Origin of the sequence: Streptomyces sp. NPDC059355 (assembly GCF_042752335.1) — a bacterium.
Lineage (GTDB): Bacteria > Actinomycetota > Actinomycetes > Streptomycetales > Streptomycetaceae > Streptomyces.
In genome coordinates this window covers 1-26,084 of sequence record NZ_JBHYXN010000040.1, presented here as the reverse complement: position 1 = coordinate 26,084, position 26,084 = coordinate 1, and the positions used below count along the sequence as shown (strand labels likewise).

Here is a 26,084-nt window from a genome sequence, read left to right as displayed (position 1 = left end):
GCCGGGAACGAGGAAGGGGCCCGGGTTCCGCTGAACCCGCGCCCCTTCCGTCGACCGCGTCAGGCGGACGGCGCCGCCGGCGGCGGCGTCCGCCCGCCGGGGGCGTCCTTGTGCGCGATCTTGCCCAGGGCGTCCTTCGCCTTGCTCGTGCCGGTCTCGATGTGACCGTGGTACTTGCCCTTGGTCTTGGAGTCCACGGCCTTGGCCATCTTGTCGAGATTCTGGCCGATCTTCCCCTCGTGCTGCTGCGCGAGGTCGCCGACCTTTTCCTTCGCCGGTGCGAGCTTGGCCTTCAGCGTGTCCAGCAGGCCCATGGGTCACCTTCCAGTGGCGGTAGCTACTTACGGGCGCCTTCGCCGGCCTCGCTGTCCGCGGCCTTCTCCGCCGACTGCTGCTTCGGGATCTCCACGCCCTCCGGCGCGGCGCTCTCCGACCCAGCCGGCGACGCGGCCTCGACCGCGGTCTCCGCCTCGTTCCCGGCGACCGCGTCCTCTGACTCCGTCGTCAGGGCCGCGGCGGCGGCATCCTCCGTGCTCGCTTCCGCGGCCTTGCGGCGAAACCGACTAAAAACGCCCATGTCTACTCCCATAACGTTACTCGTGCGGGTGAAGTTCCGCCTTGTGCGGCCCGGCCTCCGCCCGGCGTGCGCCCGGCGGAACCTCGCCAGGGCAACGACCCCGACACCACCCCGTCACGTAACTCGATCGGGTACATGCCGCGGCGTTTGCGAGACTGGGGCGGTGAGCAATGCAGCCCCCGCTCCGCGGGTCATCGCCGTCGTCGGTCCCACCGCGGCCGGAAAGTCAGATCTGGGCGTAGCCCTGGCCCGCCGTTTCGACGGCGAAGTCGTCAACGCCGACTCCATGCAGCTGTACCGGGGGATGGACATCGGCACCGCCAAGCTGACGACCGAGGAGCGCGGCGGAGTCCCGCACCACCTCCTCGACATCTGGGACGTGACCGAGACCGCGAGCGTCGCCGAGTACCAGCGCCTGGCCCGCGCCGAGATCGACAAGCTCCTCGCCCAGGGCCGTACGCCGGTCCTCGTCGGCGGATCGGGCCTGTACGTACGCGGCGCCCTCGACGCCATGGAGTTCCCCGGCACCGACCCCGAGGTCCGGGCCCGGCTGGAGGCCGAGGTCACGCTGCGCGGCCCCGGCGCCCTGCACGCCCGCCTCGCCGCCGCCGATCCGGCCGCAGCCCAGGCGATCCTGCCCAGCAACGGCCGCCGCATCGTCCGGGCCCTGGAGGTCATCGAGATCACCGGGAAGCCGTTCACCGCGAATCTGCCCGGCCACGACTCGGTCTACGAGACCGTGCAGATCGGCGTGGACGTGGCCCGGCCGGAGCTCGACGAGCGGATCGCGCTGCGCGTGGACCGGATGTGGGAGGCCGGGCTCGTCGACGAGGTCCGCACGCTGGAGGCCCGGGGCCTGCGCGACGGAATCACCGCTTCCAGGGCGCTCGGCTACCAGCAGGTGCTCGCTGCCCTCGCCGGCAAGTGCACCGAGGACGAGGCCAGGGCCGAGACCGTACGGGCCACCAAGCGGTTCGCCCGCCGCCAGGACTCCTGGTTCCGCAGGGACCCCCGTGTGCACTGGCTCAGCGGGGCCGCCGCGGACCGGGGGGAACTCGTCGGACTCGCGCAGTCGTTGGTCGAACGAGCGGTCACAGCCTGATCACGTGATGGCATCGGGACGCCCCTCGTGCCCGTTCGGGGCCCTGAGCCGTGCCATCATCAAATTCCGCGGGTGCGGTCACCGGCGGTGAACAACGGCGTACGAAGTCCGAGTGGGGAGGGCGCGTGGCGATGGAGGCCGGCCCTCGCGACACCGGGCAGGACGGCACGAGGCAGGACGCGGACCTCTGGGACGGTGATCCCGCGGTCGCCGAGCCCGAGGCTCTCGGCCTGCCCGCGGATCCCGCACGGCTGACCCCCGACGGCCCGGACGCACCGGACACCGCCGAGGCGGAGGCCGCCGCCGGTCCCGCGTTCGAGGTCGAGCTGCGCCCGCAGCGCCGCCTGCGCATCTGGCAGATCGCGCCGATCGTGATGCTGGCCGCGGCCGGCTCCCTGATGTTCGCCTTCCCGCTCGCCTTCGAGTTCGGCGACGGCGGAGCCGTGGTCGCCATGCTCGGCTTCCTCATCTGCTGCTGCGCCGGCGGCTGGGGGATGATGGCCGCCCGCCGCGTCGGATACACCTGGCCCGGGCTCCCGGCCCGCGGCAGCGGCCGCCGCCCCGACTGGCGCATGGCCGGGCTGTACGCCCTGGTCGCGCTGGCCGTCGTGGCGCTGGCCGTGTACCGGGTCGCGCGGCTGCGGTAGCCGCCGGCCGCCGCCTCGGCCGCGGCTCGCGCCGGTGCCGCCGACCTGCCCGAACGCCCGCTCGGTACCATGGGCGCGTGACGCAGACGAGCCTCTCCTTCCTCAAGGGCCACGGCACCGAGAACGACTTCGTGATCGTCCCGGACCCGGACAACGCCGTCGAGCTGCCCGCGACCGCCGTCGCGAAGCTGTGCGACCGGCGCGCCGGCATCGGCGCGGACGGGGTGCTGCACGTCGTCCGGTCCACCGCGCACCCCGAGGCGACGCACATGGCCGACGAGGCCGAGTGGTTCATGGACTACCGCAACAGCGACGGCTCCATCGCCGAGATGTGCGGCAACGGCGTCCGCGTCTTCGCCCGCTACCTCCAGTACGCCGGCCACGTCGAGCCCGGCGACCTCGCCGTCGCCACCCGCGGCGGCGTCAAGCGCGTGCACCTCGACAAGAGCGGCGACGTGACGGTCTCCATGGGCCGGGCCGTCCTTCCCGAGGAGCAGGTCACCGTCAGCGTCGGCGAGCGCGCCTGGCCCGCCCGCAACGTCAACATGGGGAACCCGCACGCCGTCGCGTTCGTCGACAGCCTCGACCACGCCGGGAAGCTGCTCGACCCGCCCCCGTTCAGCCCGGCCGAGGTCTACCCGACGGGTGTCAACGTGGAGTTCGTCGTCGACCGCGGCCCCCGGCACGTCGCCATGCGCGTCCACGAGCGCGGCTCCGGCGAGACCCGCTCCTGCGGCACCGGCGCCTGCGCCGTCGCCGTGGCGGCCATCCGCCGCGACGGCGCCGACCCGGCCGTCACCGGCGAGCCCGTCACGTACACCGTCGACCTCCCCGGCGGCACCCTCGTCATCACCGAACACCCCGACGGGCAGATCGACATGACCGGACCCGCCGTCATCGTCGCCGCGGGCGAGTTCGACGCGGCCTGGCTCACCGAAACGGCTTTCGGCTGAGGGTTCCCTCTAATGGGTGATCCGTTTCACGCTGAGCGAGAGGCGGACTGCGCCACGTGGTGGGGTCGGTAGCATCAGGCACCGGCCCTGAGGGCTCACCCCATGCCCGCCACCGCCGGTCGAAGCCGCCGGAGGTGCCCATGAGTGCAGAGGCCACGAACCCCGAAGCACGTCCCGAAGCGCGCCCCGAACTCAGCAGACGGGGCCGAACCCGCCTTGACCTGCGACGACTCGGGCGCGCTGCCCTTCTCGGACCCGCATCCCGAGACCGGCTCCCCGACGCCATCGGCCACGTGGCCGAGGCGCACCGCGCCCACCACCCGGACGCGGACCTGTCCCTCCTGCGCCGCGCGTACGTGCTCGCGGAGTCCTCGCACCGCGGTCAGATGCGCAAAAGCGGTGAGCCGTACATCACACACCCGCTCGCCGTCACCCTGATCCTCGCCGAACTCGGCGCCGAGACAACGACCTTGACGGCCTCTCTGCTGCACGACACGGTCGAGGACACCGAGGTGACCCTCGATCAGGTCCGCGCGGAATTCGGCGACGAAGTCTGTTTCATCGTCGACGGCGTCACCAAGGTCGAGAAGATCGACTACGGCGCCGCCGCCGAGCCCGAGACCTTCCGCAAGATGCTCGTCGCCACCGGCAACGACGTCCGCGTCATGTCCATCAAACTCGCCGACCGGCTGCACAACATGCGCACCCTCGGCGTGATGCGCCCCGAGAAACAGGCGCGCATCGCCAAGGTCACCCGCGACGTCCTCATCCCGCTCGCCGAACGGCTCGGCGTACAGGCCCTCAAGACCGAGCTGGAAGACCTCGTCTTCGCGATCCTGCACCCCGAGGAGTACGAGCACACCCGCGCGCTCATCGCGGCCCACGCCGGCGAGCGCGACCCGCTCCCCGCCATCGCCGAGTCCGTACGCGCCGTGCTGCGGGAGGCCGGCATCGCCGCCGAGGTGGTCGTACGCCCCCGGCACTTCGTCTCCGTCCACCGGATCGCCCGGGGCCGCGGTGAGCTGCGCGGCTCCGACTTCGGCCGCATCCTCGTCCTCGTCGGCGAGAACGCCGACTGCTACGCCGTGCTGGGCGAGCTGCACACCTGCTTCACACCGGTCGTCTCGGAGTTCAAGGACTTCATCGCCGCCCCCAAGTTCAACCTCTACCAGTCGCTGCACACCGCCGTCGCCACGCCCGAGGGGTACGTGGCCGAAGTCATCGTCCGCACCCGCCAGATGCACCGGGTCGCCGAGGCCGGCGTGGTCGCCCTCGGCAATCCGTACGCCACCGCCCCGGCCGCGGAGCCCGCCCCGGACTGCGACGAGGAGCGGGTCGACCCGACCCGGCCCGGCTGGCTCTCGCGGCTCCTCGACTGGCAGCAGTCCGCCCCCGACCCCGACACCTTCTGGAGCGTGCTCCGCGCCGAGCTGGCACAGGACCGGGAGATCACGGTGTTCCACGAGGACGGCAGGTCCTCCGGCACGCTCAGTCTGCCCGCCGGGGCCAGCTGTATCGACGCCGCCTACGCGCAGTACGGCGAGGCGGCCCACGGCTGTATCGGCGCCCGGGTCAACGGGCGCCTCACCTCCCTGGCCTCCCGGCTCTCCGACGGGGACACCGTCCAGCTGCTGCTCGCGCAGGACGCCTCCTCGGGGCCCGGCGCCGACTGGCTGGAGCACGCCAGGACCCCGGCCGCCCGGATCGCCATCGGCAGCTGGCTCCAGGCACACCCCGACATCGCGAAGCCCGCCGCGACGCCCGCCCGGGCACCGCTGTCCGTGGTCGGCGCCCGGGGCGGCGGCGGCAATGCCGTCGCCGATCTGCCGGACGCCACCGTACGGCTGGCCGGCTGCTGTACGCCCGTGCCGCCGGACGCCGTGGCCGGGTTCGTCGTACGGGGCGGGGCCGTCACCGTCCACCGCATTCACTGCGCGTCGGTGGCCCAGATGCGTGCGCTGGGGCGGACCTCCGTCGCCGTGCACTGGCGGGCCACGGCGGACTGCCGGGTCACGCTGCTCGCCGAATCGTTCGGCCGCCCGCATCTCCTGGCCGACCTGACCGAGGCGATCGCCCGCGAGGGGGTCGAGGTGGTCTCCGCGACCGTGGAACCGCCCGTCGAGCAGCGGGTCCGGCACACGTACACCCTGCAACTGCCCGACGCGACCGGACTGCCGGCCCTGATGCGGGCGATGCGGGACGTACCGGGGGTCTACGACGTGCGCCGGGCGTAGGGGGTGTCCTGCCGATCAAGCCGGGCTCGCGGTCCGGTCGCGAGGGGCCCGGGACCGGGCCGGGACTACGGCGGAAGGTCCCGTTCGGGTGGACCCGTCGCGCGTCGTGCCCGGCCGCGAGGCGGGCGCTGGTAAGCGGTGGGGGATGCAGCTCTCCTCACCGCGCCTGCGCGCCGCCCTGCTGGCCGCGGCCTCCCTCACCCTCGTCGCCGCCGTGCTGCCCCCGCCGAAGCCGCTGGGCATCGGCGACACGCTGTTCCCGGAGCTCGGGAACCCCGGGTACGACGTCCTTTCGTACGACCTGTCCTTCACGTACAAGGACAACAAGAGCCCACTCGACGCGATCACCGTCATCGACGCCCGCGCGCTGGAGGCGCTGGAGCGGATCAACCTCGACTTCAGCCACGGCACGGTGGAGTCCGCCCAGGTCAACGGCGAGCCGGCGCACTTCGAGAGCGCCGGCGAGGACCTCGTGCTCACGCCGGCGCGCCCGGTCACGGCGAACGTGCCGCTCCACATCGAGATCCGGCACACCAGCGATCCGCGGGGCATCGCCGACGGAGGCTGGCTGGCCACCGAGGACGGCCTGGCCATGGCCAACCAGGCCGACGCCGCCCACCGGGTCTTCCCGTGCAACGACCACCCCGCGGACAAGGCGTACTTCACCTTCCGGATCACCGCCCCGGCCGGCCTGACCGCCGTCGCCAACGGGGTGGCGGGCGCCCTCCCGGCCCCCCGCGCCGCGGGCGCGACCACCTGGACGTACCGGACCCTGCACCCCATGGCCACCGAGCTCGCGCAGGTCTCCATCGGCGACTCGGCCGTGGTCGAGGCCACCGGGCCGCACGGGCTGCCGCTGCGCAGCGTGGTCCCGGCCGCGGACCGCAAGAGGCTGGAGCCCTGGCTGCAGAAGACCGCCGGGCACGTGCAGTGGATGGAGCAGCGCGTCGGCAGCTACCCGTTCGAGAACTACGGGGTGCTGATCGCCAAGGCGAAGACCGGGTTCGAGCTGGAGACGCAGACGCTCTCGCTCTTCGAGAACGGCCTGTTCTCCGGGGCGGGCTACCCCGCGTGGTACGTCGAGGCCGTGATGGTCCACGAGCTCGCCCACCAGTGGTTCGGCGACAGCGTCACCCCGCGGACCTGGTCCGACCTGTGGCTCAACGAGGGACATGCCACCTGGTACGAGGCCCTGTACGCGGACGGCCTCGGCAAGTACTCCATGGAGCGGCGCATGCGCGAGGCGTACCAGCGCTCTGACCAGTGGCGGGCGGCGGGCGGGCCCCCTGCCGCGCCGAAGCCCCCGGCCGCCGGCGAGAAGGTCGGGCTGTTCCGGCCGGCGGTCTACGACGGGGCCGCGCTGATCCTGTACGCGCTGCGGCAGGAGATCGGGGAGAAGGCCTTCGACCGGGTCGAGCGGCGCTGGGTGGCGAAGAACAAGGACGCGACCGCCGGCACGGAGGACTTCGTACGCCTGGCCTCGGAGGTGGCGGGGCGTGACCTCACGGCCTTCCTGAAGCCGTGGCTTTACGGGAAGACCACCCCGGCGATGCCGGGGCACCCGGAGTGGGGCGGCCCGAAAAGCGTGTGACCCCCGGGGAACGGGCATGTCACCATCGACAGGGCCGGTCGACGGAGCCGCACGCCGGGGGAATCTCCCGGCGACGTGACGCGTTGGACGTGACAGAGTTAGGCCTCTCTCATGCCCGGCCACGGCCGTGCGTGAGAGTGCCGCATTCGATATCGACGTAAGGATCCAATGACCTCCTCTTCTTCCCCTTCCCAGGACGCGCGGGACGCACGTGACGTGCCGGACTCGCAGAGCTTCACCGAGAGCCTTCGGGCCGACGCCCTGATGGAAGAGGACGTCGCCTGGAGCCACGAGGTCGACGGAGACCGGGACGGCGAGCAGTTCGAGCGCTCCGAGCGCGCGGCACTGCGCCGCGTGGCCGGCCTCTCCACCGAGCTCGAAGACGTCACCGAGGTCGAGTACCGGCAGCTGCGCCTGGAGCGCGTGGTGCTGGTGGGCGTGTGGACCTCCGGAACGGTGCAGGACGCCGACAACTCCCTCGCGGAGCTCGCCGCCCTCGCCGAGACGGCGGGCGCCCTCGTACTCGACGGTGTGATCCAGCGCCGTGACAAGCCGGACCCGGCCACCTTCATCGGCTCGGGCAAGGCCCGCGAACTGCGCGACATCGTGATGGAGAGCGGAGCCGACACCGTCGTCTGCGACGGTGAGCTCAGCCCCGGCCAGCTCATCGCCCTCGAGGACGTCGTCAAGGTCAAGGTGGTCGACCGGACCGCCCTGATCCTCGACATCTTCGCCCAGCACGCCAAGTCCCGAGAGGGCAAGGCGCAGGTCGCCCTCGCGCAGATGCAGTACATGCTGCCGCGACTGCGCGGCTGGGGTGCCTCGCTGTCCCGGCAGATGGGTGGCGGCGGCGGTGGCGGCATGGCCACCCGAGGCCCCGGTGAGACCAAGATCGAGACCGACCGGCGCCGGATCCGCGAGAAGATGGCGAAAATGCGCCGGGAGATCGCGGAGATGAAGACCGGCCGCGACATCAAGCGGCAGGAACGGCGCCGCAACAAGGTGCCCTCGGTCGCCATCGCCGGCTACACCAACGCGGGCAAGTCCTCGCTGCTCAACCGCCTCACGGGCGCGGGCGTGCTGGTGGAGAACGCGCTGTTCGCCACCCTCGACCCGACCGTGCGCCGGGCCGAGACCCCCTCCGGCCGGATCTACACCCTGGCCGACACGGTCGGCTTCGTCCGGCACCTGCCCCACCACCTGGTCGAGGCGTTCCGCTCCACGATGGAGGAGGTCGGCGACTCCGACCTCATCCTGCACATCGTGGACGGCTCGCATCCGGCCCCGGAGGAGCAGCTGGCGGCGGTCCGCGAGGTCATCCGCGAGGTAGGCGCGGTCAACGTGCCCGAGATCGTGGTGATCAACAAGGCCGACGCCGCGGACCCGCTCGTACTGCAGCGGCTCCTGCGCATCGAGCGGCACTCCATCGCCGTCTCGGCGCGCACGGGACAGGGCATCACGGAGCTCCTGGCGCTCATCGACTCCGAGCTGCCGCGGCCCGAGGTCGAGGTCGAGGCGCTGGTGCCGTACACGCGTGGCTCGCTGATCGCCCGGGCGCACGCCGAGGGCGAGGTGATCTCCGAGGAGCACACCCCGGAGGGCACGCTGCTGAAGGCGCGCGTCCACCAGGAACTGGCGGCGGACCTGGCGCCGTACGTGCCGGCGAAGCAGTAAGCGGCAAGCGGTAGCCGGCACGCGGCTACCGGACGAGGCGGAGGGCCCCCTGCGGTGCAGGGGGCCCTCCGTTTCTGCGTGTGCCAAGGGGTGTCCGCGAAGTAGCGCCGTGCGCCCGGAGGGCGGTCCCGCGGCGTTCGGTGCGCCGAGAGTGCGTGCCGGGCGTCGCGGGGCAGACGGGACTTTACGGACACCCCTAGGGCGGGACTACTTGAACTTGGCGCTCACCGCGTCGAAGATCCCCTTGGCTTCCGGGCCGAGCCGGGGTCCGGCCAGCCAGCCCGCCTTGGCGGGGCCGATCGAGGTGTTCGACACCAGCGCCGGTTTGCCGTCACTGCCCGCGGCCACCCAGCCGCCGCCGGAGGAGCCGCCGGTCATCGTGCAGCCGATCCGGTACATCACCGGGGAGTTCGCGACCAGTGACAGCCGGCCCGGCCTGTCGGTGCACTGGAAGGCCTTCTGGCCGTCGAACGGAGCCGCCGCCGGGTAGCCGGTCGCCGTGATGCCCGCGACCTTCGGCACCGCCGGGGCGTTGAACTCCACCGGGAGCGCCGCGCCGACGGTCTCCTCCAGCGACTTGCCGGTGCTCTTCTCCGGGGTCACGTGCAGCACCGCGAAGTCGTACGGGGCGCCCGCACCACCGGTCGGACCGCCGTTCGCGATCCACTGGTCCGAGGTCTGCGCCCAGTCGCTCCACCACACGCCGTACGGGGCCACCTGCTCGCGCGGGGCGCCCTTGAGCTGGGCGGACGGCTTGCCCGCGTTGTTGTACGACGGGACGAAGGCGATGTTGCGGTACCAGCCGCCGGACTTGCCCGCGTGCACGCAGTGGCCGGCCGTCCAGACCATGTTGGACTTGCCCGGATGGGCCGGGTCCTTCACCACGGTCGCCGAGCAGACCATGGAGCCCTCGGGGCCGTCGAAGAACACCTTGCCGGATACGGGAACGCTGGTGTGGTACGGCGCGTTGGCGGCCTTGGCCTGCACCGGAGCCGGGGTCGGGTCCGTGACGCCCTGGTCCTTGCCGGCGTCCTGGTCGACGGCCGGGGGCTGCGGCGTCTTGTCGGCCTCACGCATCCGGTCCGGGTTCCACAGGTCCTCGATGATCGGGTTGACGTAGTCGCCCGCCTCGCGGAGCCAGTCCTCCTGCTTCCAGTTCTTCCACGCACCCCCCTTCCACTTGTCCAGGTCGAAGCCGTGCTGCTTGAGCCTCTCCTTGAGCTGGTCCGGGATCTTGATGGTCCCGTCGGCCTCGGTCGGGAGGCTCGCCGCCACGGTCGGCTTGGCGTCGCCGCCGGCCTCCCCGTCGCCGGGTCCGCAGGCCGCGGCGGTCATGGTGAGTGCCGCCGCGCACAGGATCGCGGTGACCGGTCGGTTCGGGCGCATGTCGTGAATCCCCCTGGTGATTCCGGGTGTCAGACGCGGTGCAGTTGAGGTACTAGGGACACGCGGGGTGCGTGTCCCGAGTTCAGCACCCCACTATGCCGCTGCCGTTGGGGACGGCACAGCCCGGGGCCGCGGTTCCGGAACCGGGGGACACAGCGAAGCCCGGGCGAATCCGGGGCGAGGTCCCGGCGGGACAAGGATCTTGCGGCCACCCGTGATCCGCCGCCGCCACCGTCGTTGGTACGTACGGGGGATGGGGGGCGGCGTTCATGTTCGAGGCGCAATCCGATGGAGCACTCCGTGCGGGAGGTCCGAGAGTCGTGGCTTTGACCGAGCAGGGCGCGGCTGCCGCGCAAGTGCAGCCGCAGGTGCCGCCGCAGGGGAGCCGGGCAGTGGGGCCCGGTGCGGTGGAGGGCATCCTGCGGCGACAGGCGATGCGGGAGTCCGCGGCCCGGACGTACGCGCGCTCGCTGCCCATCGTCCCGGTGCGCGCGCGGGGGCTGACCATCGAGGGCGCGGACGGGCGGCGCTACCTGGACTGCCTCTCCGGAGCCGGCACCCTCGCCCTGGGACACAACCACCCCGTGGTGCTCGAAGCCGTACGAGACGTGCTGGACTCGGGGGCCCCGCTGCACGTCCTGGACCTCGCGACCCCGGTCAAAGACGCCTTCACCACGGAGCTGTTCGCCTGCCTCCCGCCGGAACTGGCCGCCGACGCCCGGATCCAGTTCTGCGGGCCCGCCGGCACGGATGCGGTGGAGGCCGCGCTCAAGCTGGTCCGGACCGCCACCGGACGATCGGGACTGCTGGCCTTCACGGGGGCCTACCACGGGATGACCGCAGGGGCCCTCGGCGCCTCGGGGGGAGCGCCGGACGTGCGGGTGACCCGGCTGCCCTTCCCCCAGGACTTCCGCTGCCCGTTCGGGGTCGGCGGTCCCGAGGGCGCGCGGCTCGGTGCCCGTTGGACCGAGAGCCTGCTGGACGACCCCAAGGGCGGGGTGCCGGCGCCCGCGGCGATGATCGTCGAGCCGGTGCAGGGGGAGGGCGGGGTCTTCCCGGCCCCCGACGCGTGGCTGCGCCGGATGCGCGAGATCACGCAGGCCCGGGGCATCCCGCTGATCGCGGACGAGGTGCAGACGGGTGTGGGCCGCACCGGTGCCTTCTGGGGCGTCGACCATGCGGGGGTGGTACCGGACGTGATGGTCCTGTCCAAGGCGATCGGCGGCAGCCTCCCGCTGGCGGTGATCGTCTACCGGTCGGGCCTGGACGTCTGGGCCCCGGGAGCCCATGCGGGCACCTTCCGGGGCAACCAACTGGCGATGGCGGCCGGGACGGCCACCTTGGCGTACGTACGGAAGAACCGTCTCGCCGAGCGTGCCGCGGCCCTGGGCGAGCGGATGCTGACCGCGCTGCGCGGCCTGGCCTCCGCGCACCCCTGCATCGGGGAGGTCCGCGGCCGCGGCCTGATGATCGGCATCGAACTCGTCGACCCGGACACCGGGGCCGCAGCCCAGGCCCTCGCCGCGGCGGTCCGCCAGGAGTGCCTGAACCGCGGTCTGATCGTCGAACTCGGCGGCCGCAACTCCAGCGTCGTGCGCCTGCTGCCCCCGCTGACCCTGACCGACGACCAGGCCGCGGCGGTCCTGGACCGCCTGTCGGACGCCATCCCGGCGGCTGCCTCCCGCCACCCCCACTGACCACAAGGACCCCGCCATGCCCGAAGCTCCCCACTCCGCCACGACGACGGTGAACTCCGCGGCCGCCCACTGGCCCGCACCCGGTTCCAGCGCTCCGAGCAGCGCCGGCGGCGTGCTGCGGCAGCTGGACGGCGTGCCGCGAGCCCGGACCGGCGGCGGGGCCGGAGCGATGGCCGAGGTACTGGACCACCCTGATCCGGGCGTCGCCGCCGAAGGCGCAGCCGTGGAGAACCTGTTGAGGTGCTGGGTTCGGGAGAGCGGAACCGAGCGCCCGGCCACGGCTGCCGGGAGCCAGCTGCGCATCCCCCTGCCCGCGTCCGGGACCGCCCTGCTCGTCGTCGTCCGGTACTGGTCCGCCACCGGCTGGCACCGCTTCGGCCCCGCCCGGCTCGAAGGCGCGCCCGCCTACGCCCCCGTCCTGGACGCCGTCACCCTCGCCTCACTGCTCGCCCGCGAAGGCGACGCCCACGGCCGCGGTGGCGCCGACCTCGTCGGCCGGGTCGCCGATTCGGTGCGCCGAACCGCCGAGTTCATCGCAGACCGGCGCGAACGGCCCACCCCGCCCGCACCCGTCGCCGGTGACCTCTTCCTCACCGCCGAACAGTCCCTCCTCCTCGGCCACCCCCTTCAACCGGACCCGAAGAGCCGCGAAGGACTCTCCGAAGCCGAGATCCGCCACTACTCACCCGAACTCCACGGCTCCTTCCCCCTGCACTGGCTCGCCGTCGCCCCTTCCGTCCTCGCCACGGACTCCGCCTGGACCGAACGCGGCCGCCCCGTCTCCGCCGCACGGCTCCTCGGCCGGCTCACCCCCGGTCTCCCGCTGCCCGACGGCACGACCCCCCTTCCCCTGCACCCCTGGCAGGCCCGCGACCTGCTCCAGCGGCCCGCCGTCGCGACCCTCCGCGACGCGGGACTTCTGCACGACCTGGGCCCGTTCGGCGAGCCCTGGCACCCCACCTCCTCCGTCCGCACCGTCCACCGCCCCGGCGCCCCCGCGATGCTCAAGCTCTCCCTGGGCCTGCGCATCACCAACTCGCGCCGCGAGAACCTCCGCAAGGAACTCCACCGCGGCGTCGAGGTGCACCGACTGCTCCGCACCGGCCTCGCGGAACAGTGGCAGGCGGCCCACCCCGGCTTCGACATCGTGCGCGACCCCGCCTGGATCGCCGTCGACGCCCCGGACGGCACCCCCGTCCCCGGACTCGACGCCGTGCTCCGGCACAACCCCTTCCGCTCCCACGACGACGCCGTCTGCATCGCCGCACTCACCTCGTCCCGCCCGTGGCCGGGCAGGACCGCCATGCGTTCCCGGCTCGCCGAGACCGTCTCCCGGCTCGCCGCCGCCACCGGGCGCCCGACCGCCGCCGTCGCCGCCGAGTGGTTCCTGCGCTACCTCGACCACGTCGTCCTGCCGATCCTCGCCTTCGACGCGCTCGCCGGCATCGCCCTCGAAGCGCACCAGCAGAACACGCTGGTCCTCCTCGACCCGGCCGGCTGGCCGGTCGGCGGCCGCTACCGCGACAACCAGGGCTACTACTTCCGCGCCTCCCGCCGTGCGGAACTGGAACGCCGGCTCCCCGGTATCGGCAGTGCCAGCGACACCTTCGTCTCCGACGCCGTCACCGACGAACGCTTCGCCTACTACCTCGGCATCAACAACGTGCTCGGCCTCATCGGCGCCTTCGGATCCCAGCAACTCGCCGACGAGCGGGTCCTGCTCGCCGCCTTCCGCCGGTTCCTCGCCAAGGCCTCCGGAGTCGGACCGCTCCCCGCACGGCTGCTCGACTCACCCACCCTGCGGTGCAAGGCGAACCTGCTCACCCGCCTGGGCGGCCTCGACGAGCTCGTCGGCCCCGTGGACTCCCAGTCCGTCTACGTCACCATCGCCAACCCCCTTCACGATTGAGTGCCGATGCCCTCCACCGACACACCCACCTATGCGGCCACCTCCGCCTATGCGGCCACCTCCGCCTATGCGTCGACCGCCACCGCCACCGCAGACTCCGCCACCACCGGCGCCCGCCTCCCCGGTCGGCGGCTCACCGCCCGGGTGCTGCCGCTGCTCGCCGAGGCCGAACTGCTCGACTCCCCGTCCGGCTGGGGCGCTGCCGACACCCGGGCCGGGTCCTTCCGCCTCGAACCCGTACGGCTCGGCCGCGACCTGGAGCTGCTGGCCGGCTGGATGAACGACCCCGAGGTGGCCACGTACTGGGAGCTCGCCGGTCCCGCCGCCGTCACCGCAGCCCACGTACGGACCCAGCTCGACGGGAACGGCCACAGCATCCCCTGCCTGGGCCTCCTCGACGGCACGCCGATGAGCTACTGGGAGATCTACCGGGCCGACCTCGACCCGCTCTCCCGCCACTACCCGGCGCGCCCCCACGACACGGGTATCCACCTGCTCATCGGGGACGGCGCGAACCGCGGCCGCGGTCTGGGCACGGCCCTGCTGCGCGCCGTCGCCGACCTGGTGCTCGACAACCGCCCCCGCTGCACCCGCGTCATCGCCGAACCGGACATCCGCAACACCCCCTCCGTATCAGCCTTCCTCAACTCCGGATTCCGCTGTTCCGCGGAGATCGACCTCCCCGGGAAGCGGGCCGCGCTGATGATCCGCGAGCGGGCCCTGCGCAATCTCATCTGATCCATCCGAGCCTCCCCGTCCACGCCTCACCCTTCGAAAACTCTGCGTCGCGCAGCAAAGTTCCCGATCCCGAGGAGTCCCGTGCCGAATTTCCCCGCCACTCCCGACTCCGCCGGCCCCCAGTTCGCGGAAGCCTTCGTTCCGTCATCCCCCCAACACCCCTGCACGCCCCCCGAACTCACCACCGCCACCTGGGAGTCCGCCGCCCGACGGCTGCTCGCCAAGATGCTGGCGGAGTTCGCCTACGAGGAGATCATCAGCCCCCTCCAGGCCCCCGCCCCGGCCACCGCCGACGGCGACGCCTGGCAGCTGACCCTCGACGACGGCAGCAGCCTCGGCTTCCGGGCCCGCCGCCGCGCGTACGGCAGCTGGCACGTCGCCCCCGACACCATCACGCTCACGCCGCCGCCGCCGCCCCCGTCCACCGAGCCCCCGACGGCCTTCGGCGACCCGTACGCCTTCCTCCTGCGCACCCGGACCCTCCTCGGCCTCGACGGCTCCACCCTCGGCCACCTCGTCCGCGAGCTGAGCGCCACCCTCGCCGCCGACGCCCGCATCGACCACACCGCGCTCACCGCCGACGTCCTCGCCGATCTCGACCACGCCGAGCTCGAAGGCCACCAGACCGGCCACCCCTGGCTCGTCCTCAACAAGGGCCGCATAGGACTGTCCGCCGCCGACACCGCCTCCTGGGCCCCCGAGGCCCGCACCCGCCAGCGGCTGCCCTGGCTCGCCGTCCACACCTCCCTCGCCGCCTACCGCGGCACGGACGGCCTGGAGGACCCGGCGCGCCTCTACGGCCAGGAGCTCGACCCCGTCACCCGCGCCGCCTTCGACCGGACCCTGCGCGCCCGCGGCCTCGACCCCCTCGGCTACCTCTACCTCCCGGTCCACCCCTGGCAGTGGGACGAGATCGTGCTCCCCCTCTTTGCCCCGGCCCTGGCCTCGGGCGCCCTGGTCCCGCTCCCCGCCGACCCCGACCTACGCATCCCGCAGCAGTCGATCCGCACCTTCCTCAACCTCACCCGCCCCGACCGGCACAGCGTCAAACTGCCGCTCTCCGTCTTCAACACCCTCGTCTGGCGCGGCCTGCCCTCCGACCAGTCCGCAGCCGCCCCCGCCGTCACCGCCTGGATCCGCTCGCTCCACGACGCAGACCCCTTCCTCCACGAGGAATGCCGCGTGGTCCTCCTCGGCGAGGTCGCCTCGGTCACCGTGCGCCACCCCGTCTACGACGAGCTCCCCGATGCTCCGTACCAGTACAAGGAACTCCTCGGGGCGATCTGGCGCGAGCCGCTGACCGGCCGGCTCGCCCCCGGTGAGCGGGCCCGTACGCTCGCCTCGCTCCTCCACGTCGACGCGCGCGGCCGGTCCTTCACCGCCGAGCTCGTCGCCCGGTCCGGCCTCACCCCGGCCGCCTGGCTCCAGCGGCTCTTCTCCGCCCTGCTGCCCCCGCTGCTCCACTTCCTCTACCGCTACGGCACCGTCTTCTCCCCGCACGGCGAGAACACCACCGTGATCTTCGATGAGCGCGAGGTGCCGGTCCGGCTCGCCCTCAAGGACTTCGTGGGCGAGGTCAACATCTGCCGCGAGCCGCTGCCCGAGCTCGCCGGCGTTCCCGCCGAGGTGCGTGCCGCGCTGGGCGACAAGCCCGCGGACTTCCTGCCCCAGTACATCCACTCCGGTCTGTTCGTCGGCGTCTTCCGCTACCTCTCCGCCCTGTGCGAGGACCGCCTCGGTGTCCCGGAGCCGGATTTCTGGGCGCTCGTACGGGCGGAGATCCTGCGCCATCAGGCCCGCTTCCCCGAGCTCAAGGAGCGCCACGAGCTCTTCGACCTCCTCGGCGAGCGGATCGGACGGCTCTGCCTGAACCGGAACCGGCTGTACGAGGACGGTTACCGCGACCGTCCCGACCGCCCGCACGCGGTGGAGTACGGCAGCGTGCCCAACCCCTTGTACCACCCATGAATCACCGTCGTGGCGGTCACTGTCGGTGGCGCCCCGTAGGGTTGTCATTGCTATGACGAAGCCCTCCCTCCCCGACCTCCTGCACGCCGCCGTCTCCGCCGTCGGCGGCTCGGAGCGGCCCGGCCAGGTGGCCATGGCCGAAGCCGTCGCCGAAGCGATCGACGACAACACGCACCGGCTCATCCAGGCCGGCACCGGCACCGGCAAGTCCCTCGGCTACCTGGTGCCGGCTCTCGCGCACGGCGAGCGCGTGGTCGTGGCCACCGCCACCCTCGCCCTCCAGCGACAGCTCGTCGAGCGCGACCTGCCCCGGACGGTGGACGCACTGCATCCGCAGCTGCGCCGCCGCCCGCAGTTCGCCATGCTCAAGGGCCGGTCCAACTACCTGTGCCTGCACCGGCTGCACGAAGGCGCGCCGCAGGACGAGGAGGAGGGCCTCTTCGACCAGTTCGAGGCCGCCGCCCCCACCAGCAAGCTGGGCCAGGACCTGCTGCGCCTGCGCGACTGGGCCGACGAGACGGAGACCGGCGACCGGGACGACCTGACGCCCGGTGTCTCCGACAAGGCCTGGGCGCAGATCTCCGTCTCCTCCCGGGAGTGCCTGGGCGCGACGAAGTGCGCGTACGGCGCCGAGTGCTTCGCCGAGGCCGCCCGCGAGCGGGCCAAGCTGGCCGACGTGGTCGTCACCAACCACGCACTGCTCGCCATCGACGCCATCGAGGGCGCCCCGGTGCTGCCGCAGCACGAGGTGCTGATCGTGGACGAGGCGCACGAACTGGTCTCCCGGGTGACCGGGGTCGCCACCGGTGAGCTCACCCCCGGCCAGGTCAACCGCGCCGTGAAGCGCGCGGCCAAGCTGGTCGACGAGAAGACGGCTGACTCGCTCCAGACCGCGTCCGAATCGTTCGAGCGGGTCATGGAGCTGGCCCTTCCGGGCCGACTGGTGGAGGTTCCCGAGGACCTCGGGTACGCACTGGCGGCCCTGCGGGACGCCGCGCGCAATGTCATCTCCGCCATGGGTGCGACCCGCGACAAGTCCGTCCACGACGAGGACGCCGTCCGCAAGCAGGCCCTGGCCGCGGTGGAGAGCGTCCACGGGGTGGCCGAGCGGATCCTGCTCGGCTCCGAGTACGACGTCGTCTGGTACGAGCGGCACGACCGCTTCGGGGCCACCCTGCGGGTCGCCCCGCTGTCGGTGTCCGGGCTGCTGCGCGAGAAGCTGTTCGAGGACCGCTCCGTGGTCCTGACCTCGGCGACCCTCAAGCTGGGCGGCGACTTCAACGGGGTCGCGGCCTCGCTGGGCCTGTCTCCCGAAGGGGTCGAGGCGGAGGACGCCCCGGTCTGGAAGGGCCTGGACGTGGGCTCGCCGTTCGACTACCCCAAGCAGGGCATCCTCTACGTCGCGAAGCACCTGGCCACTCCCGGCCGGGAGGGCACACGGGGCGACATGATGGACGAGCTCGCCGAACTGATCGAGGCCGCCGGCGGCCGCACGCTCGGTCTGTTCTCCTCGATGCGGGGTGCCAAGGCCGCCGCCGAGGAGCTGCGCGGCCGGCTTGACAACCCGATCCTGCTCCAGGGCGAGGAGACGCTGGGCGAGCTGATCAAGGCGTTCGCGGCCGACCCGAAGACCTGCCTGTTCGGGACCCTGTCGCTCTGGCAGGGCGTGGACGTGCCCGGCCCGAGCTGCCAGCTCGTGGTGATGGACCGCATCCCGTTCCCACGCCCTGACGATCCGCTGATGAGCGCCCGGCAGAAGTCGGTCGAGGAGCACGGGGGCAACGGCTTCATGGCCGTGGCGGCCACGCATGCCGCGCTGCTGATGGCCCAGGGTGCGGGTCGGCTCGTACGGGCCACCGGCGACCGTGGTGTCGTCGCGGTCCTGGACCCCCGGCTGGCCACGGCCCGGTACGGGAGCTTCCTGCGGGCCACGCTGCCGGACTTCTGGTACACCACGGACCGCAACCAGGCTCGCCGCTCTCTGGCCGCGATCGACGCGAAGGCCACGGCCGACGGCAAGTAGCCCGTCGGCAGGTGGCACGAAAGCAGTCCGAGCGGTTCCGCCGCCGGCCCGGGGTACGAAACAACCCCCGGGACCGGCGCAGTGGGTCCCGGGGGCTGGCTAGGAAGCGGCGAGAGGTCAGACGCGGCGCAGTACCGCGACGACCTTGCCGAGGATGGTCGCCTCGTCACCGGGGATCGGCTGGTAGGCGGCGTTGTGCGGGAGCAGCCAGACGTGCCCGTCCTCGCGCTTGAAGCGCTTGACCGTGGCCTCGCCGTCGAGCATCGCGGCCACGATGTCGCCGTTCTCCGCGACCGGCTGGCGGCGGACCGTGACCCAGTCCCCGTCGCAGATGGCGGCCTCGATCATCGAGTCGCCGACGACCTTGAGGACGAAGAGCTCGCCGTCGCCGACGAGCTGGCGGGGGAGCGGGAACACGTCCTCCACCGACTCCTCGGCGAGGATCGGGCCGCCGGCCGCGATCCGGCCGACCAGGGGCACGTACGAGGCGGCGGGCTTGCCGGTGGTGTCCGTGGGCTGCGAGCTGGGCTGGTCGGAGCCGCGGACCTCGTACGCCCGGGGGCGGTGCGGGTCCCGGCGCAGGAAGCCCTTGCGCTCCAGGGCCATCAGCTGGTGGGCCACCGACGACGTGCTGGACAGGCCGACCGCCTGGCCGATCTCCCGCATCGACGGCGGGTAGCCGCGCCGCTGCACCGAGTCGCGGATGACCTCGATGACCCTCCGCTGCCTGTCCGTGAGCCCGGAGCTGTCGGCGCGGATGCCTGGAGGTCGGCCTGGCAGCGAGCGCGCGGGGCGCGCGGGCTCAGGCTCCGGGTTCAGACTTGCGTCGTTCATGGGATGCACCGGCTCGAGTCGGCTCTGGGAGCGGTTCTGGGCAGTGATGGTGGCACTGTCTGCGGTGGTGGTCACGTCGGCGGCCCCTCTCGAAATGTTCTCCCTAGCTGGACAACGGTAGTTGCTTTCGAAAGGTTGCGCCAAACACACGTTCGAGTGAAAAATTGCGGATCGTCCAACCTGGGCACATCAAGGGGTGTATGGACGATCGGTCCGCCGAACGCGGGTTCGGTCCGGCGTCCGCTGTTTACGGTACCCTTCCCGCTCGGATCGCCACCTTCCGGTCCTGTGCCCAGTGTGGCACCGGGAAGGCCTCCGTCCGGGCATCGTGCGCGGCGACACGCGGACCGAAGTAAATCCACCACAACCCAAGATCTAGTGGTTGGATGAGCGCTGCCGCCCAGAAGTTGTGGTCCCCGGTCCACCGAGGCCCTCGGCATCGCATATGCTGGTGGCTGCTTCGAGAGCCCCCGACCGAGACCCGTCCCGGTCGTTCAGGGGCTCCGCGAGGTGATCCGGTCGTGCCAAGAGGGAGGGTGAGGGAACCATGCACTGCCCCTTCTGCAGGCACCCTGACAGCCGCGTCGTCGACAGCCGCACAACGGACGACGGCACGTCGATCCGCCGGCGCCGTCAGTGCCCCGACTGCTCCCGTCGTTTCACGACGGTGGAGACGGCCTCGCTGATGGTGATCAAGCGCAGCGGGGTGACCGAACCCTTCAGTCGTACCAAGGTCATCTCCGGCGTACGCAAGGCGTGCCAGGGGCGGCCGGTCACCGAGGACGCCCTCGCCAAGCTCGGCCAGCGGGTCGAGGAGGCGGTGCGCGCCACCGGGAGCGCCGAGCTGACCACCCACGACGTGGGTCTGGCCATACTCGGCCCGTTGCAGGAGCTCGACCTGGTCGCGTACCTGCGGTTCGCGTCCGTTTACAAGGCGTTCGACACGCTCGAAGACTTCGAGACCGCCATCGCGGAACTCCGCGTGCCGCGGTCCCACCCCCAAGAGTGCGAGCCCAGGGGGACCGTTCCGGTCCCCGTGCCCGCCTCCGCCGCCGACTGACCGGGCGGCCGCAGCGCAGCGCGGCCGCAGCCCGGGACAGCCAGGCGAGGAAACGTAGATACAAGACAGGCCGTGCCGCGGAATAACGCTGGCACTTTAGGGCGTTTTTGCCCGCATATGGGAGGAAGCGGCATGACAGAGACGGCGAGCGGCTCGGCACGAGGTTCCCGCGCCAAGGGGACCAAGACTGCCAAGAGCGGCCTTCGGATCGAGCGCATCCACACCACCCCCGGCGTGCACCCGTACGACGAGGTGAGCTGGGAGCGCCGTGACGTCGTCATGACCAACTGGCGTGACGGGTCGGTGAACTTCGAGCAGCGTGGCGTCGAGTTCCCCGACTTCTGGTCGGTCAACGCGGTCAACATCGTCACCAGCAAGTACTTCCGCGGCGCGGTCGGCACCCCGCAGCGCGAGACCGGTCTCAAGCAGCTCATCGACCGCATCGTGAAGACGTACACGAAGGCCGGCGAGGACTACGACTACTTCGCGTCCCCCGCCGACGCGGAGATCTTCGAGCACGAGCTGACCTACGCCCTCCTGCACCAGATCTTCAGCTTCAACTCCCCGGTGTGGTTCAACGTCGGCACGCCCCAGCCGCAGCAGGTCTCCGCCTGCTTCATCCTCGCCGTCGACGACTCCATGGAGTCGATCCTCGACTGGTACAAGGAAGAGGGCATGATCTTCAAGGGCGGCTCCGGCGCCGGCCTGAACCTCTCCCGCATCCGCTCCTCCAAGGAGCTCCTCTCCTCCGGCGGCAACGCCTCCGGTCCGGTCTCCTTCATGCGCGGCGCCGACGCGTCCGCCGGAACGATCAAGTCGGGCGGCGCCACCCGCCGCGCGGCCAAGATGGTCGTCCTGGACGTGGACCACCCGGACGTCGAGGACTTCATCGCCACCAAGGTGAAGGAAGAGGAGAAGATCCGCGCCCTGCGCGACGCGGGCTTCGACATGGACCTGGGCGGCGACGACATCACGTCCGTCCAGTACCAGAACGCCAACAACTCCGTCCGCGTGAACGACGAGTTCATGACGGCCGTCGAGAACGGCACCGAGTTCGGCCTGCGCGCCCGCATGACCGGCGAGGTCATCGAGAAGGTCGACGCCAAGGCGCTCTTCCGCAAGCTGGCCGAGGCCGCGTGGGCCTGCGCCGACCCGGGCATCCAGTACGACGGTGTGATCAACAATTGGCACACCTGCCCCGAGTCCGGCCGCATCACCGCGTCGAACCCGTGCAGCGAGTACATGCACCTGGACAACACGTCCTGCAACCTCGCCTCGCTGAACCTGATGAAGTTCCTGAACGACGACGGCAAGGGCAACCAGTCCTTCGACGCCGAGCGCTTCGCCAAGGTCGTCGAGCTCGTCATCACCGCGATGGACATCTCCATCTGCTTCGCGGACTTCCCGACGCAGAAGATCGGCGAGAACACCCGCGCCTTCCGCCAGCTGGGCATCGGCTACGCCAACCTCGGCGCCCTGCTGATGGCGACCGGCCACGCGTACGACTCGGACGGCGGCCGCACCCTCGCCGCGTCGATCACCTCGCTGATGACCGGCACCGCGTACAAGCGCTCCGCCGAGCTGGCCTCCATCGTCGGCCCGTACGACGGCTACGCCCGCAACGCCGAGGCGCACAAGCGCGTCATGAAGCAGCACGCCGACGCCAATGCCGTCGCGCCGCGCACCGACGACCTGGACAACTCGATCTGGGCCGCGGCCACCGAGGCCTGGCAGGACGTCCTGCGCCTCGGCGAGAAGAACGGCTTCCGCAACTCCCAGGCCTCCGTCCTCGCGCCGACCGGCACCATCGGTCTCGCGATGTCCTGCGACACCACCGGTGTCGAGCCGGACCTGGCCCTGGTCAAGTTCAAGAAGCTCGTCGGCGGCGGCTCGATGCAGATCGTCAACGGCACCGTCCCGCAGGCCCTGCGCCGCCTGGGCTACCAGGAGGAGCAGATCGAGGCGATCGTCGCCCACATCGCCGAGCACGGCGTGGTCGTCGACGCCCCGGGTCTGAAGACCGAGCACTACTCGGTCTTCGACTGCGCGATGGGCGAGCGTTCCATCTCCGCGATGGGCCACGTCCGCATGATGGCCGCGATCCAGCCCTGGATCTCCGGCGCGATCTCGAAGACGGTCAACATGCCGGAGACGGCGACCGTCGAGGAGATCGAGGAGATCTACTTCGAGGCGTGGAAGATGGGCGTCAAGGCGCTCGCGATCTACCGCGACAACTGCAAGGTCGGCCAGCCCCTCTCCGCGAAGAAGAAGGAAGAGGTGAAGGTGGAGGTCACCGCCAAGGCGGAGGACACCATCCGCGCGGCGGTCGAGAAGGTCATCGAGTACCGCCCCGTCCGCAAGCGCCTCCCCAAGGGCCGCCCGGGCATCACCACCTCCTTCACCGTGGGTGGCGCCGAGGGCTACATGACCGCGAACTCCTACCCGGACGACGGCCTGGGCGAGGTCTTCCTGAAGATGTCCAAGCAGGGCTCGACCCTCGCGGGCATGATGGACGCCTTCTCGATCGCCGTCTCGGTCGGTCTGCAGTACGGCGTCCCGCTGGAGACGTACGTCTCGAAGTTCACGAACATGCGCTTCGAGCCGGCCGGCATGACGGACGACCCGGACGTGCGGATGGCGCAGTCGATCGTCGACTACATCTTCCGTCGCCTGGCGCTGGACTTCCTGCCCTTCGAGACCCGCTCAGCGCTCGGCATCCACACCGCCGAGGAGCGTCAGCGCCACCTGGACACCGGCTCGTACGAGCCGCTCGAGGAGGACCTCGACACGGAGTCCCTGGCCCAGTCGGCCCCGCTGGCCGCCGTCCCGGCGGTGCCGAAGCCGGTCGCGGTCGTCGAGATCCAGGCCCCGAGGACGGCGCACTCCAACGCCGAACTGGTCGAGATGCAGCTCGGCGTCTCTGCCGACGCCCCGCTCTGCTTCTCGTGCGGTACGAAGATGCAGCGCGCCGGCTCCTGCTACATCTGCGAGGGCTGCGGCTCGACCAGCGGCTGCAGCTGACACGGCTGAACGCCGCTTCTTGAGCGGCTGACGAAGCGGGGACCGGCACATCGTGCCGGTCCCCGCTTCGGCGTATTCCGTACGTCGTGCCGCGCGGCCGGCGCCGCGACGCCGGCCGGATCCTCCTCGGTGCGGGTTGGTGTGCGGGACGGTCATGGAGATCATGGTGTGGGCGGGCAAGCGCCGTCGCGCGGAATGTGCCGGGAGCCGAGAGGGCGGCCGGGGCGGAGGGAGACGGGGAGACATGTGGAGCGGTGAGCTGCTGGATCTGGATGCCTATCTGGCACGGATCGGATACGACGGACCGGTCGGGGAGGACGGGGAACTCCGGCCGGACCTCGGGACGTTGTACGCAGTGCACCGGGCCCACACCGGTGCCATCGCCTTCGAGAACCTGGACGTGCTGCTCGGCCGCCCCGTCGAGCTGGGTGTCAAGGCTCTGGAGGACAAGCTCGTGCACGGCCGCCGGGGCGGCTACTGCTACGAGCAGAACTCGCTGCTGGCCGCCGCCCTGGAGCGGATCGGCTTCGAGGTCTCCGGGCGCGGCGCCCGCAACCGCACCCGGGGGGACACCCTGCTCGCGGTGACGCACGCCGTCCTCGTCGTCACCGTCGAGGGCGAACCCTGGCTGTGCGACGCCGGGTTCGGCCACCAGGGGCCGCGCGAGCCCGTCCCGCTCACGCGGCCCGGAGCCGAAGTGGTGCAGGAGGAGTGGACGTACGCCGTCCGCGAGGAGGACGAGGGGATCCTCGCGCTGTCCATCCTGCGCGAGGGCATCTGGCGGGACCTGTACGCGTTCTCCCCGCAGCGCTACCACCCCGTCGACTACGTCCTGCTCAACCACTACAGCTCCACCCACCCCCGGTCCGTCTTCGTCGGGCGGGTGATCGTCCAGCACCCGGGCGACTCCGTCCACCACCCCGTCCGCCGGGCGCTCGTGGGCCGGGAGCTCAACCGGCTGCACGCCGACGGGCGGGTCGAGCGGCGCTTCGTGGAGCCCGACGAGCTGCTCGCGCTGCTCGACCGGGAGTTCGGGCTTCGGCTGTCTGGGCGGGATGCGGAGGAACTGGTGCGGATCAACCGCGCTGGGGACTGACCGGGGCCGCGCCGGGCCCGTACGATGGCGCGGTGCTGGTCAAGTGGATTCGCTGCACGGTGACGGACCGACGCGGGTTCGAGCGCGGGCAGCGTAAATGGGCGGGGCTGCCTGGCGAGCCGGGATTCCGGGGACAGGGCGGCGGTTGGAGCCGGGGGCGGCAGGGGGTCGCGCATGTCTTCGCGTTTTGGGAGAGCCGTTCCTTCTACGACTCCTTCATGGCCCGTTCGCACGACCGGCTGGCCGCGTCCCAGACCGGGACTTACACGAACGCGCGGGTCACGCTCTTCGACCACCGCTTCGACGTGAAGACCGGCTTCGAGCCGCGCTTCACCGACGCGGACGTCGTGCGGGTCGCCCACACCCGGGTGCGGGAGGGCCGCGTGGACCACTTCGCCCTCATGCAGGAGAAGGTGTGGAACCCGGCGATGGCCGGCTCACCCGGAATGATCCGGGGCCTGTTCGGGGAGGCCCCGGGCCGGGAGTTCCTGGTGCTCTCGATGTGGCATGCCGCCGCCGAACACGGCAAGTACCGGCAGGAGCGGGTCGAGCGGCTCTCGCTGCGCGCCCAGACCGAGGCCGACGTGGAAGCCCTCACCGGGGACGTCGTCGACCTCGAACCCTCCTGGACGGTATGACCGTACGACGATCGGCGGGCCGACCGGCGAGCCCGGGTGCTCGGCCCGCCGGCCGCCGCATAGGGTCGGGGGATGGCACGACCACGGCGCATCGTCCTTGTCCGGCACGGGGAATCGGAGGGCAATGCCGATGACACGGTGTACGAACGGGAACCCGACCACGCCCTCCGGCTGACCCACCAGGGTCGCGGGCAGGCCGCGGAAGCGGGCGAACGGCTGCGCGAGCTGTTCGGGGACGAGGCCATCAGCGCGTACGTCTCCCCCTACCGCAGGACCCTCCAGACCTTCCGGGAACTGCGGCTGGACCCGGCGCGGGTCCGGATGCGCGAGGAGCCGAGGCTGCGCGAGCAGGACTGGGGGAACTGGCAGGACCGCGACGACGTACGGCTGCAGAAGGCGTACCGCGACGCGTACGGGCACTTCTTCTACCGCTTCGCGCAGGGGGAGTCCGGCGCGGACGTCTACGACCGGGTCGGGTCGTTCCTGGAGAGCCTCTACCGCAGCTTCGAGGCCCCGGACCACCCGCCGAACGTGCTGCTGGTGACGCACGGGCTGACGATGCGCCTCTTCTGCATGCGCTGGTTCCACTGGTCGGTGTCCGAGTTCGAGGCCCTGTCCAACCCCGGGAACGGTGAATTCAGGGTGCTCCTGCTGGGTCCGGACGGCCGCTACCGCATGGACCGCCCATTTGAGAGGTGGACCACACCGGAGCCTTATGACCTGGACGGCTAAACTGACGCGGGATGACCGCTGACTCCGTTTCCGAAAGGCGCTATGCACGCGCCATGGCCAGCCTCCGCGGGCTGGCCCTGGGTGACGCCCTGGGCTCCCAGTACTTCGTCCCCGTGAACTACCCCCTCCTCAAGCGCCGCGAGCTGCCCGTCGGCGGCGAGACCTGGCAGTGGACCGACGACACCGAGATGGCCTGCTCGGTGG

At 71.6% G+C, this 26,084-nt stretch carries 21 protein-coding genes; 17 read left to right on the top strand and 4 right to left on the bottom strand.

The genetic code is table 11. The features are described from left to right. Positions 1-59 precede the first annotated feature (59 nt). Both ACFXGI_RS29780 and ACFXGI_RS29775 read right to left on the bottom strand, forming a co-directional pair. The gene (locus ACFXGI_RS29780) at positions 60-314 is read right to left on the bottom strand and encodes an antitoxin (protein WP_384713148.1); all 255 of its coding nucleotides are present in this window, start codon (positions 312-314) and stop codon (positions 60-62) included. 23 nt (positions 315-337) lie between these two features. Beyond that, the gene (locus tag ACFXGI_RS29775; RefSeq protein ID WP_384713145.1) at positions 338-577 is read right to left on the bottom strand and encodes a gliding motility protein; all 240 of its coding nucleotides are present in this window, start codon (positions 575-577) and stop codon (positions 338-340) included. A gap of 163 nt (positions 578-740) precedes the next feature. Between ACFXGI_RS29775 and miaA the strand changes: the two genes are divergently transcribed. From miaA to hflX, 6 genes are all read left to right on the top strand, one after another. After that, positions 741-1,679, top strand: coding sequence for a tRNA (adenosine(37)-N6)-dimethylallyltransferase MiaA (gene miaA, locus ACFXGI_RS29770; protein WP_384713142.1), 939 nt, complete (start codon positions 741-743; stop codon positions 1,677-1,679). Between the two features lie 131 nt (positions 1,680-1,810). Then, entirely contained in the window at positions 1,811-2,326 is a 516-nt protein-coding gene (locus ACFXGI_RS29765; RefSeq protein ID WP_030859643.1) for a hypothetical protein, read from the top strand. A 77-nt stretch (positions 2,327-2,403) separates the two neighbouring features. Further along, positions 2,404-3,279 (top strand): diaminopimelate epimerase, encoded by an 876-nt coding sequence (gene dapF / locus ACFXGI_RS29760; protein WP_384713139.1) that lies wholly within the window; start codon positions 2,404-2,406, stop codon positions 3,277-3,279. A 140-nt stretch (positions 3,280-3,419) separates the two neighbouring features. After that, positions 3,420-5,513, top strand: a complete 2,094-nt coding sequence (locus tag ACFXGI_RS29755; RefSeq protein ID WP_384713136.1) for a RelA/SpoT family protein — start codon at positions 3,420-3,422, stop codon at positions 5,511-5,513. A gap of 145 nt (positions 5,514-5,658) precedes the next feature. Further along, positions 5,659-7,104 (top strand): M1 family metallopeptidase, encoded by a 1,446-nt coding sequence (locus tag ACFXGI_RS29750; protein ID WP_384713133.1) that lies wholly within the window; start codon positions 5,659-5,661, stop codon positions 7,102-7,104. 168 nt (positions 7,105-7,272) lie between these two features. Next, positions 7,273-8,778 carry a GTPase HflX gene (gene hflX, locus ACFXGI_RS29745; RefSeq protein ID WP_384713130.1) on the top strand — a complete coding sequence of 502 codons (1,506 nt, stop codon included), beginning with the start codon at positions 7,273-7,275 and terminating at the stop codon, positions 8,776-8,778. A gap of 207 nt (positions 8,779-8,985) precedes the next feature. Here hflX and ACFXGI_RS29740 read toward each other — a convergent pair whose 3' ends face one another. After that, entirely contained in the window at positions 8,986-10,164 is a 1,179-nt protein-coding gene (locus ACFXGI_RS29740; RefSeq protein ID WP_384713127.1) for a hypothetical protein, read from the bottom strand. 320 nt (positions 10,165-10,484) lie between these two features. Here ACFXGI_RS29740 and ACFXGI_RS29735 point away from each other — a divergent pair, with 320 nt between their 5' ends. The 5 genes from ACFXGI_RS29735 to ACFXGI_RS29715 all read left to right on the top strand — a co-directional run bounded on the left by ACFXGI_RS29735 (position 10,485) and on the right by ACFXGI_RS29715 (position 18,499). After that, positions 10,485-11,861, top strand: coding sequence for a diaminobutyrate--2-oxoglutarate transaminase family protein (locus ACFXGI_RS29735; protein WP_384713124.1), 1,377 nt, complete (start codon positions 10,485-10,487; stop codon positions 11,859-11,861). Between the two features lie 16 nt (positions 11,862-11,877). Then, entirely contained in the window at positions 11,878-13,770 is a 1,893-nt protein-coding gene (locus ACFXGI_RS29730; protein WP_384713121.1) for an IucA/IucC family protein, read from the top strand. Positions 13,771-13,776: 6 nt separating this feature from the next. Beyond that, on the top strand, positions 13,777-14,508 hold the full coding sequence (locus ACFXGI_RS29725) for a GNAT family N-acetyltransferase (protein WP_384713118.1): 732 nt from the start codon (positions 13,777-13,779) through the stop codon (positions 14,506-14,508). Between the two features lie 81 nt (positions 14,509-14,589). Next, entirely contained in the window at positions 14,590-16,476 is a 1,887-nt protein-coding gene (locus ACFXGI_RS29720; RefSeq protein ID WP_384713115.1) for an IucA/IucC family protein, read from the top strand. Between the two features lie 52 nt (positions 16,477-16,528). Continuing rightward, entirely contained in the window at positions 16,529-18,499 is a 1,971-nt protein-coding gene (locus ACFXGI_RS29715; protein WP_384713112.1) for an ATP-dependent DNA helicase, read from the top strand. A 117-nt stretch (positions 18,500-18,616) separates the two neighbouring features. On the opposite strand, the gene lexA is transcribed toward ACFXGI_RS29715, so the two are convergent. Then, positions 18,617-19,408 carry a transcriptional repressor LexA gene (gene lexA / locus ACFXGI_RS29710; protein ID WP_030859621.1) on the bottom strand — a complete coding sequence of 264 codons (792 nt, stop codon included), beginning with the start codon at positions 19,406-19,408 and terminating at the stop codon, positions 18,617-18,619. A 472-nt stretch (positions 19,409-19,880) separates the two neighbouring features. Between lexA and nrdR the strand changes: the two genes are divergently transcribed. The 6 genes from nrdR to ACFXGI_RS29680 all read left to right on the top strand — a co-directional run. Then, positions 19,881-20,393 carry a transcriptional regulator NrdR gene (gene nrdR, locus ACFXGI_RS29705; protein WP_384713109.1) on the top strand — a complete coding sequence of 171 codons (513 nt, stop codon included), beginning with the start codon at positions 19,881-19,883 and terminating at the stop codon, positions 20,391-20,393. Between the two features lie 132 nt (positions 20,394-20,525). Further along, a complete protein-coding gene (locus ACFXGI_RS29700; RefSeq protein WP_384713106.1) occupies positions 20,526-23,414 on the top strand; it encodes a vitamin B12-dependent ribonucleotide reductase in 2,889 nt (962 codons plus the stop codon). 244 nt (positions 23,415-23,658) lie between these two features. Continuing rightward, positions 23,659-24,510, top strand: coding sequence for an arylamine N-acetyltransferase (locus tag ACFXGI_RS29695; protein ID WP_384713103.1), 852 nt, complete (start codon positions 23,659-23,661; stop codon positions 24,508-24,510). 32 nt (positions 24,511-24,542) lie between these two features. After that, the gene (locus ACFXGI_RS29690) at positions 24,543-25,148 is read left to right on the top strand and encodes a YdbC family protein (protein ID WP_030859610.1); all 606 of its coding nucleotides are present in this window, start codon (positions 24,543-24,545) and stop codon (positions 25,146-25,148) included. Positions 25,149-25,220: 72 nt separating this feature from the next. Continuing rightward, on the top strand, positions 25,221-25,880 hold the full coding sequence (locus tag ACFXGI_RS29685; protein ID WP_384713100.1) for a histidine phosphatase family protein: 660 nt from the start codon (positions 25,221-25,223) through the stop codon (positions 25,878-25,880). 11 nt (positions 25,881-25,891) lie between these two features. Further along, positions 25,892-26,084: ADP-ribosylglycohydrolase family protein (locus tag ACFXGI_RS29680; RefSeq protein WP_384713097.1), on the top strand; the 193-nt coding region annotated here is incomplete at its 3' end.

Excerpts from the sequence above, each read along its gene's own strand:
- ACFXGI_RS29715 (WP_384713112.1), top strand. The coding sequence starts at position 16,529 with ATGACGAAGCCCTCCCTCCCCGACCTCCTGCACGCCGCCGTCTCCGCC.
- ACFXGI_RS29780 (WP_384713148.1), bottom strand. The coding sequence starts at position 314 with ATGGGCCTGCTGGACACGCTGAAGGCCAAGCTCGCACCGGCGAAGGAA.
- ACFXGI_RS29695 (WP_384713103.1), top strand. The coding sequence starts at position 23,659 with ATGTGGAGCGGTGAGCTGCTGGATCTGGATGCCTATCTGGCACGGATC.
- ACFXGI_RS29775 (WP_384713145.1), bottom strand. The coding sequence starts at position 577 with ATGGGCGTTTTTAGTCGGTTTCGCCGCAAGGCCGCGGAAGCGAGCACG.
- ACFXGI_RS29750 (WP_384713133.1), top strand. The coding sequence starts at position 5,659 with ATGCAGCTCTCCTCACCGCGCCTGCGCGCCGCCCTGCTGGCCGCGGCC.
- ACFXGI_RS29765 (WP_030859643.1), top strand. The coding sequence starts at position 1,811 with ATGGAGGCCGGCCCTCGCGACACCGGGCAGGACGGCACGAGGCAGGAC.
- nrdR (WP_384713109.1), top strand. The coding sequence starts at position 19,881 with ATGCACTGCCCCTTCTGCAGGCACCCTGACAGCCGCGTCGTCGACAGC.
- hflX (WP_384713130.1), top strand. The coding sequence starts at position 7,273 with ATGACCTCCTCTTCTTCCCCTTCCCAGGACGCGCGGGACGCACGTGAC.
- ACFXGI_RS29685 (WP_384713100.1), top strand. The coding sequence starts at position 25,221 with ATGGCACGACCACGGCGCATCGTCCTTGTCCGGCACGGGGAATCGGAG.
- ACFXGI_RS29755 (WP_384713136.1), top strand. The coding sequence starts at position 3,420 with ATGAGTGCAGAGGCCACGAACCCCGAAGCACGTCCCGAAGCGCGCCCC.
- ACFXGI_RS29725 (WP_384713118.1), top strand. The coding sequence starts at position 13,777 with ATGCCCTCCACCGACACACCCACCTATGCGGCCACCTCCGCCTATGCG.
- ACFXGI_RS29700 (WP_384713106.1), top strand. The coding sequence starts at position 20,526 with ATGACAGAGACGGCGAGCGGCTCGGCACGAGGTTCCCGCGCCAAGGGG.
- ACFXGI_RS29740 (WP_384713127.1), bottom strand. The coding sequence starts at position 10,164 with ATGCGCCCGAACCGACCGGTCACCGCGATCCTGTGCGCGGCGGCACTC.
- ACFXGI_RS29730 (WP_384713121.1), top strand. The coding sequence starts at position 11,878 with ATGCCCGAAGCTCCCCACTCCGCCACGACGACGGTGAACTCCGCGGCC.